Origin of the sequence: Niallia sp. FSL M8-0099 (assembly GCF_038006945.1) — a bacterium.
Taxonomy (GTDB): domain Bacteria; phylum Bacillota; class Bacilli; order Bacillales; family Cytobacillaceae; genus Niallia; species Niallia circulans.
In genome coordinates this window covers 217,856-232,316 of the sequence record NZ_JBBOWF010000001.1, presented here as the reverse complement: position 1 = coordinate 232,316, position 14,461 = coordinate 217,856, and the positions used below count along the sequence as shown (strand labels likewise).

General features: G+C 35.9%; 7 protein-coding genes. 3 read left to right on the top strand and 4 right to left on the bottom strand.

Translation table 11 applies throughout. The features are described 5' to 3' along the window. Positions 1-4: 4 nt before the first annotated feature. Both NSQ92_RS01055 and NSQ92_RS01050 read right to left on the bottom strand, forming a co-directional pair. Complete coding sequence (locus NSQ92_RS01055) at positions 5-499, bottom strand: YehS family protein (RefSeq protein ID WP_047941817.1); 495 nt, start codon at positions 497-499, stop codon at positions 5-7. A gap of 411 nt (positions 500-910) precedes the next feature. Beyond that, the gene (locus NSQ92_RS01050) at positions 911-1,402 is read right to left on the bottom strand and encodes a hypothetical protein (protein WP_341152269.1); all 492 of its coding nucleotides are present in this window, start codon (positions 1,400-1,402) and stop codon (positions 911-913) included. 322 nt (positions 1,403-1,724) lie between these two features. On the opposite strand from NSQ92_RS01050, the gene NSQ92_RS01045 reads away from it, so the two are divergent. Continuing rightward, entirely contained in the window at positions 1,725-1,874 is a 150-nt protein-coding gene (locus tag NSQ92_RS01045) for a hypothetical protein (protein ID WP_341152268.1), read from the top strand. A 297-nt stretch (positions 1,875-2,171) separates the two neighbouring features. After that, positions 2,172-5,591 carry a carbohydrate binding domain-containing protein gene (locus tag NSQ92_RS01040; RefSeq protein ID WP_341152267.1) on the top strand — a complete coding sequence of 1,140 codons (3,420 nt, stop codon included), beginning with the start codon at positions 2,172-2,174 and terminating at the stop codon, positions 5,589-5,591. Positions 5,592-5,940: 349 nt separating this feature from the next. Here the strand turns inward: NSQ92_RS01040 and NSQ92_RS01035 are convergent, their stop codons facing one another. Continuing rightward, positions 5,941-11,535 carry a 5'-nucleotidase C-terminal domain-containing protein gene (locus NSQ92_RS01035; RefSeq protein WP_341152266.1) on the bottom strand — a complete coding sequence of 1,865 codons (5,595 nt, stop codon included), beginning with the start codon at positions 11,533-11,535 and terminating at the stop codon, positions 5,941-5,943. An 804-nt stretch (positions 11,536-12,339) separates the two neighbouring features. On the opposite strand from NSQ92_RS01035, the gene NSQ92_RS01030 reads away from it, so the two are divergent. Further along, positions 12,340-12,930, top strand: a complete 591-nt coding sequence (locus tag NSQ92_RS01030; protein WP_144545420.1) for a LysE family transporter — start codon at positions 12,340-12,342, stop codon at positions 12,928-12,930. A gap of 376 nt (positions 12,931-13,306) precedes the next feature. Here the strand turns inward: NSQ92_RS01030 and NSQ92_RS01025 are convergent, their stop codons facing one another. Beyond that, positions 13,307-14,257, bottom strand: coding sequence for a glycoside hydrolase family 43 protein (locus NSQ92_RS01025; protein ID WP_341152265.1), 951 nt, complete (start codon positions 14,255-14,257; stop codon positions 13,307-13,309). Positions 14,258-14,461: the final 204 nt, after the last annotated feature.

The window sequence follows — 14,461 nt, the reverse complement described above, 5'->3', positions numbered from 1 at the left end:
TTACTTATCCTCTATATTTAATAGCTAATCCCTTTAAGAAGTTTCTAGCGAAATTATCTAAACACACCTTATAGTTTTTATGGCCTTCTTTCCTTAAAAAAGCTCCTAATTCCCCTTTAGACACATTTAATCCTGCTTTTTTAAATATATCAATCATATCCTCTGTCGTTAATGACAGCGCAATTTTAACTTTCTTTAATAAAATGTTATTAACACTCGTATTGTTTTTTATCGATGATTCAGGTGCGCTGGATTGTCCTGGTTTTGGCTCCTGCTTTCCTCTCTTATAAATAATAAAGCCATTTAGAAAGGAATCTAACATACTATTCGTCAATTTGATTTGATCATCATTTTCTGCCTCTTCATCTGCCTTCTTCAGTATTCTTACTACTTCAGGCACAGATACCTCTTTTCCCCCAAGCTTAAAAATTTCAGCCATTTCACTATTTTTTATTTCTAACGCGTATCTTAAACGAATTAAAATATCATTATTCTCCATGATTTTCCCTCCAATTTTCAAAACAACTATATACTTTTCATCTACCTTCAGTAGAGTTCTAGTGTTAATCATAAATAATTATCCTTAAAAAGTATAGTACCTCTAGATCGCAAAGGATCTTCCACTAATAAATTCAATATATATCCATATAAAAAAGGAATGAATACTGCTTCCTTTTTCCTTAAAACAATCAACCTTTCTAACAAAAATAACCCAACTTCTTGGGCTAAATGAATTTTAATTTAATTAGGGAGATTATCTGACTTAGATATCCACGTATAATACAGTAATAAAATATCCAAAAGAACCGGATCAACGATTACAGAAATCCATAAATTCCAACCTTCATAATGAATCCCATTTCTATTCGTTTTACTATACCATTATATGTTTTGGTCTTGCTAAACTCGTTTACTCTTTATGTTTTAGTTTCCATCTATTAAACTGAATCTTTTCATATAAAAATTGAAAGGCATATAAGATTAAAGCTAAAACCGTAAACACATACATTATCTGCATTTTGGATAATCGCACCAACGATGCTATCCCAAATTTAGTTAAGTAAGGTACAATAACATAGGTAAATATAGAATCAATAACCATGTTGATCCCCATATAAGTAAAGAACTTTCCGTATGTCCATTTTAATATCCAAATGGTACCCACAAAAAAGGATCCTAACATAAACGGAATGTCTCCAGGTATTCTTGGATGGATTTTTTCATACCACCACCACCATTTACGTCTTTTAGCAACGATATTTGTCAATCTCACCATCAACGCAATAAACGTGCTTGCAGCTATATATCGTTTAAGTGTATTTTTACCTAATAAAAGTACCGTCACCCAAGGTACGATCATCGACAAAATCAACAGCGTCTTGGAATATTTCATTATTTTCATCGTGCCCACCCTTTATCATTCATTAAGATTACTATTCCCAAAAAGTCGGATTTTATCTTAATTAAACTTTAAGATAGAATAGAAAATCACTCTAATAAAGATAATGAGCTGGTTATTAAATTGCCCGCTGGTTAGTTAGGACTCCTATAAAATTCCTATTGCTTTATATTTATTGCACGGTTTTTCTTTATTCTGTAATTAGTTCATATGCAGATATTTTCTTAATTCTAAGCGAAATAATCATAGAAACAATATAAGCTAAAACCATAATACAAGCACAAGTGATTACCATACTAAGCAAATATTACTCAATCCTGGCTTAATGCTTATTATTCAACTTAGTGCATTTTTTGATCGAAAAGCAGAGCGATTAAGAGATCCTCATGTAGCGATTGCCTTTGATAAAGAAAGCTATAATACGATCTATGAGGAATCTTTAGCAAACTATCCAGGCGTAAAAGAACAGAGATAGAAGAGATTATCAACATGAACCTTACTAATTATCATTTTGGCAATCGGGAATTATAGATTAACCACTTCTCCTTAAAACTATCTCTTGTAAACTGCTTTTTTCCCATCTTTTTTCTTACTATTCCGACTTTTTACTCATTTCTACTATTATTAAAGATTATTAAATAAATTTATGCTATTATATCCTCGTACCAACATTGAAATCGTTTGCATAGTTAAAACTTAATACCTATTAAAAAATGAGGAGGTGAACTTTAATACTTGGTGCAAACGTTTTTACAAATATAGGAGGGATCAAATGATTTTTTTCAAAAAAATAAGTTACTTATTCTTAATTTTCTTTACTATCTTTTCTGGATTAACGTTTCAAGGTTCAAATGAACAACATCAAGTTAAAGCAGAGACTATTAATTTAGAAGAAAACGACTTTTCCTGGGATAATGCAACAGTCTATTTTGCTATGACAGACCGTTTTGCTGATGGGAACACCGCTAATAATAATTCCTATGGAAGACCGCAAACAGATGCAAACGGAAGTAACATCGGTACTTTTCACGGCGGTGATTTGAAAGGGCTTACAAATAAGTTGGACGAAGGTTACTTTACAGATTTAGGAATCAACGCAATATGGATTACTGCTCCCTATGAACAGATCCACGGCTGGGTTGGCGGGGGTAATAGCGGTGATTTCGCTCATTATTCTTACCACGGATATTATGCATTAGATTACACCATGGTAGACCAAAACATGGGAACTGTAAATGAAATGAGAGAGTTTGTTAATAAGGCTCATGAAAGAGGCATTCGAGTAATTATGGATGTTGTAATGAACCATGCTGGATATAATACTATTAAAGATATGCATGAATACAATTTTGGTAATCCAGGGGTACCTGAAACTTGGACACCAGGTTCTGGACAATCCTGGCATGATGTTCATAATTATATCAATTATGACGATGCGAATGCATGGAAAAATTGGTGGGGAGATTGGGTAAAAGCTGGGATTGGCGGCTATACTCAATGTGGGAATGATGATAAAAATATGTGTCTTTCTGGACTTCCTGATTTCCGTACAGATGTTACGCAAGACTTAGGTCTACCTAACTTATTAAAAAATAAATGGAATAAGGAGCAAAATGGATCATACGATTCTTGGATTGTTCCAGCTGCAAAAGATTTACGTAAAAATTTGGGAGTTGCCCCTGCTGATTACATCACTAAATGGTTATCCTCATGGGTAGAAGAGTTCGGAATTGACGGATTTAGAGTTGATACAGCCAAACATGTAGAAATCCACCGGTGGAAACAACTAAAAGAAGAAGCCAATGATGCACTTTGGAAATGGCGGGCCAATAATCCAGATGCCCCTGGTGCGCAATGGGATGATGATTTTTGGATGACAGGTGAAGTTTGGGGACACGGAGTAGGAAAAAGTGAGTATTTTTACAATGGTTTTGACTCTATTATTAATTTTACCTTCCAAGGAGAAGGTGCAAATGGTCCAGCATACAATCTAGCATCAATGGAAGATACGTTTTCACATTATGCAAGCAAAATCAATACCGATCCAGATTTCAATGTACTGAGCTATCTATCTCAACATGATACATCGCTTTATCCTAGAGATCGATTAATTGATGGTGGAACTTATTTAATGTTATTACCTGGTGGTATTCAAATATTTTATGGAGATGAAACAGCCCGACCATTCGGTCCAACAGGGTCGGATCCTAATCAGGGAACAAGATCCTCCATGAATTGGGATTCAATTAACGAACAAGTTCTCACTCATTGGCAAAAAATGGGGCAGTTTAGAAATAGGCACCAGGCAATTGGTGCAGGTGAGCATAAGCAAATTGGAAATAGCCCTTATACATTTAGCCGTACCCTCAGCAGCAATGAATTAGACGATCGAGTTGTTGTTGCAGTAGGAGCTAGTGGCAAAACAACGATTGACGTTTCATCTGTATTTAATGATGGAGATAAACTGAAAGATTTCTATACAGGCAATACAGCTACTGTTCACAATGGAAAGGTTACGTTTACACCACATAAGAACGGTGTTTTATTAATAGAACGCGAAGGAGAGGCTCTTCCATCCATTTCCGTAACTCCTAATAGTAGTGAATTTGATACAGAAGAGTTGGAAATATCCTTTAGTTTAAAAAATACAGCCGAAGGCTACTACACAGTAGATGGATCTGATCCTAGTGAAAATGGTACTGCATTTGTTGATGGAGATAAATTATCGATCGGAAAATCTCTAGAAATAGGCGAAACACTTGTTCTAAAACTCTATGCCGAAAATGACTCAGGTCCTGTTGCAAAAGAGTATACTTATAAAAAAATCGCTCCATTGCCGAAAGTCTCTGCTAATCCGCCTGGTGGTACATTCTATGACGACACAGTTGATGTAACCTTGGATTATCAAAATGTTGAAGAAGCATTTTATAAAATTAACGAGGGAGAGCCAGTTGCATATACAAAAGGGAAAACCATCTCATTGGGTGCAGATACCGCGGTTGGGGATGAAATTATTCTTACCTTAACGGCCAAAAATCAATATGGAGAAGCAGAGAAAACCTATACTTTCACAAAAATTGATGGCTTAACTATTTACTTTAAGAAACCAGATAACTGGAGTACACCTCATCTTTATTATTATGATACGGAACCAAAAGTTGATGAACCTTCTTGGAATAACGCACCAAAGATGGAGCATTATAAAGATGATTGGTATGTATATACCGTTAAAGGAACCGAGAGTATGAATGTAATTTTTAAGGATGCTAAAAATCAGTGGCCTGGTCCTAATCAGCCTGGATTCATAAGAAGCACAAGCGGATGGTTTGATGGAGAATGGCATGATAGTGATCCAACTACTCCAGTTGTCCCTTCAGCTCCAAAAAATTTAAAAGCAACGGAAGTGAATGCTAGTTCCGTAACACTAAATTGGGAAGCTTCATCAGCTAACGTGTCTCATTATGCTGTATACCGAGATGCAGAAAAAATTGGAGAAACATCTACTACCTCCTATAAGGATACTGGTGTCAGTCCACAGACAGAATACGAATATTATGTAATAGCCATCAATGATATAGGGAAATCAAAAAGCAGCAATATTATTTCTGTTACAACAACAGAGGTTCGCACAAATGAAGTAACGATTTATTATAAAGGTGTTGAGAATCCTTACATCCATTATCAAGTTGGCGATGGAGATTGGACACATCTACCTGGTAAGAAAATGGAGCAATCTAGTATTCCAGCTTACTATGTAACAACCATTCCCTTAGGAGAGGCCGATAAAATAAATGCAGCCTTTAACAATGGTAAAGGAAAGTGGGATAATAACAACGGGAAAAATTACGCTTTTACAAATGGCACCTTTACTGTGGACAATGGACAGCTTTTAGAAGGGGAACCTCCGTCCACTAATAAAGTAACCATTTATTATTATACTGGATGGAATGAACCTCGGATTCACTATTCACCATATGACGGGCATTGGAGTACATTACCTGGAACACAAATGTCCAAAAGCGATTATCCAGGCTACTTTGTGATTACATTGGATATTGGTACAGCAGACGGTCTTGAAGCTGCTTTTAATAATGGAAATAATTCATGGGACAACAATCAAGGTAGTAACTATCACTTTAAATCAGGGGAGTACATTCTTAAAAATGGTCAAGTAACAAGGGGACACCCATAAAGAAGTACTATATAACACAATAATGAACTCTATAGATCCAATGACTAAAAAAAGAGGCTAGCATCTATAGAGTCTTTATTCAAATTATAGAAATCAGGAAAAACTTCCAAGAACCGCACTTATTGTTAAATTTTAGTTTCTGATTTTCTATTAAAAAGTAAGAAGTAAAAAGATGATCCCCTATTCACGGAGATCATCTTCTTTATCAAAGTTATCTTATTTTTAAATACCTTAACGAAAATGTTTAAAAAAACGCTATTTCTTTATTTTCTAATATTAGGGGATTCTGAGTTCTTCCCCTTCTACCTAGTTTTGCTAAGGATGATAAAAATCACTCGATTAATACCAATTAATTTGTTCTCGAATTTCTTCTCTTCCCAAAATACAAACCAATACCAACTATAAGTAATATAAACCCTGCAACTAAAATATTAAAGTTGTTTGTCGCTGTATCTGGAAGCTCGTTAGCTTGAGTTGGAACATTAGAAGACTGCGGCTGTCCTTCAAATACGCCATACGTACTGAAGTGATCCGTATAAACAGACACCTTGCCGTTCTTATATTCTCCACCAATCAATTCCCATTTATCTGCTTTTTCATTCCAATAATAAACCTTTACATTTTTAGGATTTTTGACTTGTTTTGAATCAACTTTAAATGTGAGTTTCACTTTATCATCAAATTCATGGTACGTTTTTCCATCAGCTTCTATTGTAAAGTCATAAGCAATAAGCGAACCCTTTACTTTCATTTTCTTTACGTTAATATTTACGTTTTCAGCTAACGGAAGAATGGAGGCAGGAATTTGTACATCCACATTTCCATTACTTACTACAATCGATGCTCCCGCACTCTGTAAAGCTTGGACTTGCTCTTTTGTTAATGTAAATGTTGCATTGATTTTGTTATCGACTTTGATAACGACTACAGCATTATCTGCAATACTCGCAAGAGCAGAATCACTAATCTTATACTTGTTACCATCCTTTGTTACTTTCGGTTTAATTTCTTTTACTTTATTTGAGTTACCTGGTTTTTCTCCTGGTCCTTGACCTGGCTCTTCACCCGGATCCTGCCCTGGCTCTTCACCCGGATCCTGCCCTGGCTCTTCACCTGGATCCTGCCCTGGCTCTTCACCCGGATCCTGTCCTGGCTCTTCACCTGGATCCTGCCCTGGCTCTTCACCTGGATCCTGCCCTGGCTCTTCACCTGGATCCTGTCCTGGCTCTTCACCTGGATCCTGCCCTGGCTCTTCACCTGGATCCTGACTCACATCCATAATTCTTCCTTCTACTTCAGTAGGAATTCCCTCGCTTCCAATACTCACCAAATGGTCACGGAAGTTTTCCCAATCAGATAATCCTAAGTCTGTAACTCGGCCTTCTGCATAAGCTTTAGCAAAAACGTCATAGCCGTCTCCGCCTTTAGCAGTAAATGCATTTGTAGCAATTGTGTACATCGTATCATCTTGTACTTCTACATATTTACCAGCTTCATTTAAATAGGAAACAGATACAATTCGCTCTCCAGGTTGTTTTGTTTCATCATATACTACTTTTCCACCCGCTACATGTAAGAAACCACCATTTTCTGCTGGATACTGACCTAGAGAAATTTCAAACGCTTCTTTTAGCTCAGCACCTGTTACATCCATGGTTGCTAATGTGTTGTTAAATGGAAGAACAGTGATTATTTCACCAACTGTGATTGGTCCTTTATCAATTGCTGCACGGATTCCCCCGCCATTTTGCAGGGCCATAATAATATTTTTACCAGTGAACGTTCTTGACTTCTCAAGCATTCCATCTGTAATCAAGTTTCCTAAAATCGTTTCATTCTTGCGGACACTTGGTTTTGTATCATCGCCATTCGTACGTGGACTTTCTAATGCAATTGGTGATGACACGCCGATTTCCGTTTTAGCCACTTGATTAATTTTCTCTTTAAATGGCTCCAATACTTTAACAGCTTCTTTATCCTCTTCTTGAGCACCGATAGCTACTAAGTGACCGTCATAAGTCTTCACTACATCATTTTCATCAAAAGTTACATTTAAAACGCCAAGATTACTGTTGGAGTTACCAGTTTGAACAATTAACGTAGGTGTTTCATCCTCGTCTACTATTACTGGTTTCTCCAATGTTGTATGGCTATGACCTCCGACAATCACGTCAATACCTTCTACTTTTTCCGCAAGAATTAAATCATTATCAATTGCTGCATTATCGTCATATCCAATATGGGTCAAGGCAACAATTCGATTTACCCCAGCTTCTTCAAAAGCTTCTACTGCCTTTTCTGCTTCTTTCAAATAGTTTTCAAAAGCAATCGATCCTGGGCTAGAAATGTCAGCCGTTTCCGCTGTCGTTAATCCGAAAATCCCAACTTTCTCTCCATTTACTTCTTTGACAATGCCATTATATATCTTTCCGTTTTCACTGTTTGACTCAATCGATTTGTTCTGAAGTCCAGTAAATTTCCCATCTTTTGAAAAGTCAACGTTCGCACTGACAAATGGGAAGTTTGCTCCCTTAATAAAGTCAGCTAGCGCCTGATGGCCTTCTACAGAAGAACCTAAATCAAATTCATGGTTTCCAAAGGTCATTGCATCAATGCCAAGCAAGTTCAGCATCGCTAAATCAGCTTTTCCTTGGAATTCATTAAAGTATAAGGTCCCTGTAAATTGGTCTCCTGCATGAAGGAGAAGGGCATCTGGATTTGCTGCTCTTATTTCTTTTACAGCAGTAACTGTCTTCGGTATGTTATCCAAAGCAGAGTGGATATCATTAGTATGCATAATAGTTAAATCAGGCACTTCTGGTAAATTAGATAAATCAAGTTGAATCATTACTGGATCATGGTCAGATGCTTGTCCAGTTGCTTCCGTAAAGTTTGCGTTAATATGAATCATATCAGCCGTTGTTACATTTGCTAATCTATTTGTTACTAAAATATGGTCTAGTACTTGGTTGTTACCTTGGAAGAAGTAGGAGAAACGATCTTCAGCTGGAACCTTTTCCACCATATTTGTTAAAATCTCACCCTTTAAAGCCTTAAGAGCCGGTGTAAATTCAAAATCATTCATGTCTCCAGTTACAACCACATTTAAGTTAGGGTTTTTAGCAAGCCCTTCTTTAATAAAGTTGTTTACTTCTTGTGCAAGCTTGATGCGCTCTGCTTCAGAAGACAGTACAGGCGGCTGGTTAGCTCCCCATAAAGATTGATCTCCACCTTTAGAATTCAAATGGTTTCCGATTACTACAACACGCTGACCTTTAAATTCGAATTCTGCAGCAAGTGGTTTACGTGTGTTACTAAATGCTTGTGGATTAATAACACCTGGGTTTAATGTAAGGTTCCCTGTTTCCGTCCAACCATTTGCTTCCGTTGCTTTTCCTTTCGTTCCTTCAACCAATGTTACACGTTCAGGGTTGTAAAGATGACCAACACGAATATTGCCACCAGGAGCTCCACCGTTTGTGTTATTTACAGGAGCCACGTCTATCCATTTATATACTGGACCACCTGCAGCAACAATTGCATTGATTAAACGTTGATAACTTTCTGATGCATCAGAATTTCCTGAATCAGTTTCTCCATCATTATCCTGAACCTCTACTAACGTAATAATATCAGGAGATTTCATGTTTTCTACAAATGACTTGGCAATTTTAGCTACTTTGGCATCTGGAGTGTTTGCTTTATTGTTAGAGAAATTCTCAATATTGTATGAAGCCACAGTTAATTTATCTTCTGCCGGGACAATATGAGTAACTTCTTGTGTTAAATTGGATTTTGTTAAAGTAGGTAATTCGTTTTTATTAACAGATAATTGATAACCATTACTTGAATAGGTTACGACACCGACAACGTCACCATTAAACTTATCACCTGGCTGGAAATCACTTCCCACATTATCTAAAAAGATTTTTTCTGGATTATAATCGTCTTCAGCAATATTTAATCCACCTTGATTATTTAATGTATTATTCGTCGTGCTTTCCACAATAATAGGTACATCATTCGAATATGGAGGTCCTACTACTAGTGCATCTGGGAATGATACACGCATATATTCAAGAGATTCCCAAAAGTCGATCCCATCTTCATCTGGATCAAAAGATGTCATTTCATCATTATCAATTACTTTGTTTGGAGGAAAAATATCTTTCCCAATAATAAGTGGAGCCGGTAGTTCAGCCGTTCCATCTTTAGTAATGGATGTTGCGGTAATTTGTGTTTTAGACAGATTAGCTCCTCCACCATATTCTGTAACAGTTCCATTAACGGAAACTTTGTCTCCAACAGAAACCCCATGAGAGGACTTGTATACTTCAATTGCTTCAGATGTTTCGATATCTGTATCTGCTCCATCCACATCCTGCATAACAAAACTGCTTGAACCAAATACATGGGTTACAACACCAGTTATGTTCGTAACAGAAGAACCATTATATTCAGAAATATGCCCTTTTCCTTGTATATCATGGATACGGAGATTTTCCGTATTTAGAATTTTAAAAGTAAAGCTAAATACATCACTTACTGTACCATTTGTTACAGCAATTGCTTTAATCGTAGTTTCACCTGTTTTTAAAGCGATTGGCTGTGTGTATTTTACACTTGTTTCAGTTGGTGTAGAACCATCTGTTGTGTAGTAAATAGCAGCATCTTCTAGACCAGAATTCAACTCAACCTTTGTACCAGCTGGAACTACCCCTGGTGTTTGTGTGGAATAAACGGCTGGCTTGTTCACTAAATCATAGCTATTAAGACCAGTAGTTTTTAGATGATACCCCGTTTCATCAATTGATCCGATTCCTGTAAGATGAACTTTATCGCCTTCTTTGTAATGCTTAATTAAATCATCATAACTAGAACCTGTACGATTATCGTGAATTACACGTACCTTTTCTCCACTTTCAAATACAGCTTGGAATGTAGCAGTGCCATAGCTATCTTTTGTCATTTCGGAGATTGTGACGTTTTGTAATGTAAGTAATTCTCCTTGTGTGGAATCAGATACCTCAGTAACAGACTGTGCTGCCGGCAGATCATTGTCTGAAGACACGATATCAAGGCTTTCTGGTTCGATTTCCAGTTCATTTTTATATGTCTTCAATACGCCCGTTATTTTTACTTTTTCTCCTGGCTTAACAGATTTAGGGCTAGCATAAACATACATCCCAGCAGTGGAATCTTGCATATAGAAAGTCTCGCTTCCCCAAAGTCCTGAATTTGTTGTCACGATTCCTTCTATCGTAACTGTTTTGCCAGCGCCAAATTCACGAGCTTTTGCGATCGAAATAGCAGGATCTGGTTCTGCAGGTTCAGTAGGCTCTTCAGGAGCAGCTGTGCCAAAAGTATGTATGCCAAGATTATCAAAGGAATTAATTCCTTTGTTCGTCCATTCTACATTTCGATCAAAAATGTCTTTAACATTTTTGTCACCTGATAAAACATCACTATTTCTAATTAACGTAACGTCTTTAGCAAAATCAGCATTCGAGCCAACTTGGCCAATTGAATCAATAATAGATTCTCCTTTTAATAGAACAAGAGGATCGTTACCATTAAAATTAATTACCGTTGAATTTTCTAGATTTCCTTTTGCCTTTATTTTTTCATCGGCTTGAGTATGATAAATAACATAAGTATCGCCATTTTTTAATGTGCCGTTCAGTGAGAGTTTATGTGAAATTTCTTCTGCACCATTTGTATGAATTCCCAGGCTGTACTGACTTAAATCAAGGTCAGAGCCAGTTCCGTTATATAACTCGATTGCCTTGTTAAAGCTGCTTCCCTCGATATATTCCGAGATAATTAAATCTGTAGCTACAACTGCTTCAGCCTTTACCTTTAAATTAGCTACTGGTGAGAATAAACTAAAAAGTATAGCAATTATCGTAATAATACTAAGATTCCTCTTATTTCTTCTTTTCATGTTTTTTCTCCTCTTATTTTTTAGATTAGCTTCTTGTTTCGAATGTCTCGAAAGGAGACTATCTTGTTTGAAAGTGACATACACATGAACTACTAAAGTAGTTAGAAAAATTATCCTAATAGAATAGTAGTTTTTCTATATGCAGCTTCCCACCCTTAACTTTCACACAATCCACTGTACCTCTACAAAATTAGCTAGTTTCTTTGTCACATCCTTTATCAGACAATATAGTTGCAGCTCATAAAATGTCATAGGCCTAAACACCTATACGTTTAACCCAAGGATAATAGGTTATATTTTTACTATTAAAATATAACAAACCTATCCGAGAATCATTGTATAATGTTATAAATTGCTTAACAAGGTTCCTTTACAAAAATTTAAAGAATTTACAAAAAAAATAGAATTTTAATGCTATTTGTCGTAATATGGTTAGTTTTTTCAAGACCATAAAGCGTTTTCCCGTAACATACATTCGAAATAATAATCTTATAAAAATTCAAATTTCTTCTTTCTATATTTCTTGATACCAAATAAAAAATAGTAACAAACTCCTATCTATCAATCAGCATTGCTCTTTTCGCTATAATAAAAATTCAAATTTTCTTCCTCCATAAATCCTTAATTAACAGTAAGAAAGTTTTCGACTAAAAAAAGCTGAATTCAAAAATTCAGCCCTAAATTGTATCGAATTTTTTTGATAATTAGAAAAACTCCCAGCACTACTTTATGTAATATAACAAAAGTGTGTTATATTGTAATCTTCATAGATTACAATCTATCAAATAGAAATGGAGGTTAAATATGCCCTTTTTATCATTCCTTTTGTTTGTATTAGTTAGCAGCTTTACCCCAGGTCCAAACAATTTTATGGCAATGTCGTTTGCTAATAAATATGGATTTAAAAAAACGATTAAGTTCAGCCTGGGAGTTTCAGCCGGCTTTTTTGTTTTAGCGTTGATGTGTAGTATTTTTAATCTTTTGCTTATAAGCATCCTGCCAATTATAAAGGTACCATTAACTATTTTAGGTGTCGGCTATATTCTTTTCTTAGCTTATAAAACACTTACAAGCAAAGGCATCAATAATAATGAGGAAAATGACGAGACGAACAAAAATCTTTTTTTAATAGGTGTTTTGATACAATTTATTAATCCAAAAGGGATTCTGTATGGGATTACAGTCGTATCAACCTTTATATTACCTTACTACACTTCTTACTTTAGTTACTTTATCTTTTCCTTATTCTTAGGGATTATCGGATTTCTAAGCTCATTATGTTGGAGTATATTTGGCTCCATTTTTCAGAAGTCATTATCAAAGTACCAGAAGCCATTTAATATAATAATGGCCTTGTTATTAATATATAGTGCCATTTCCATTGTTTTACATTAAAATTTATACATACGACAAGAATGAGGGTGGTTAATCTCCTCTGCTTTATTCTAATAATAAAGTGGAATGACCCTTTTTCTTGCCGAACTCTTCCTTCTATCAAAATTTAATTGCTATCCATTGAATATTGTCCAACTCGCTATCACAAAAAATTTTTGAAACGATAAGTACAGAAGATAAGAGACTGTTCCAAAAGTTTCTCTTTGAAACAGCCTCTAAAAAGCAAAAAAAATTCACCTATTGCTACCCTTTTTAAATTATTTATGCATAGTAAAAATCTTGACCTTTCCTCTCCATTTACCTTTAACTCATTATCTATTTGGAATTTTCCACTGCAGCGACCATTCTCTTACCGAATTTCTCTGTTCCCTCCTTATCACTCACCAGAAGGAATAATAATCGGTGTTGATGTACGTAATGGAATCCCAAAATTAGGAGAACCATCAGCATTCCAATTGAATTTTTGAATTCTAGTACTTCTTCGCTGGCTTCCTCCATCTGATTCGGAGATAGCATGATAAACAATCCAATCTTCTGTCCCATCAGGAGATTGTGTAAAACTATTATGGCCAGGAGCAAGTACTTTATTTTCAATACTTTTCTTAAACACAGGCTCTGTAGATTTAAGCCAAACCTCGGGATTCATGACATCCTTATTCTCTGAGGTTGTTAACATACCCAAACAATAATCATCCGACCAAGTGGTACTAGCAGAATAAATGAGAAACAACTTATTATTCCTTTTTAACATTACTGGTCCCTCATTAATCGCCATTCCACCTTGCTTTTCCCAATCATACTCAGGTTTTGACAATAATACGTTCGGACCGGTAAGTGTCCACGGATTTTCCATCTCAGCTATATATAGAGCTGATCCATACTCAGGAAAGTTCCCATATCCAGCATAAACAAAATAAAGTCGACCTTTATGTTCAAAAATCGTTCCATCTAAACCAGGGTACTCTGTATTTACATACCCCCTCTCTACCCAATCCCCGCTAAATGGATCTTCCGCAGGATTCTCTAACACAAAAATCTTCCTTGATTGATCATTGCCTATCCCGTCATTTGCTGTGAAATATACATACCAGTTCCCATTAATCCGATGAATTTCTGGAGCCCAAATATTATCACAATTGATTCCTTCACTCGGAGCAGTCCAGATTGTTTTACAATTACCTTGGGCTATTCCACTTAATGTAGGTGACTTCCATAAATCAAGTCTTGTCTTTTTCGTTACCATAAAATAGTAAGTCTCTTTCTCCTTATACACCCAAGGATCTGCCCCAGGTTCTAAAATTGGGTTATGAAAAGTTAATTTCCCCATAGCTTCCTCCTCTTACCACGTTTTTCCAATGACGAAACCGGACTTAGTAAGGGCTTTTATTTTTCCTATCAACAGTTACGATCAAGGAGCAAGCTCTGCTTCTCCTTAATATCCCTTTTTGGTTTGAATCCCGACCTGCCGAAAATGTATAATCTTTATCCTATTTGTTCCTAAATAAATATTTGTAGTTTAATTAATCCTCGA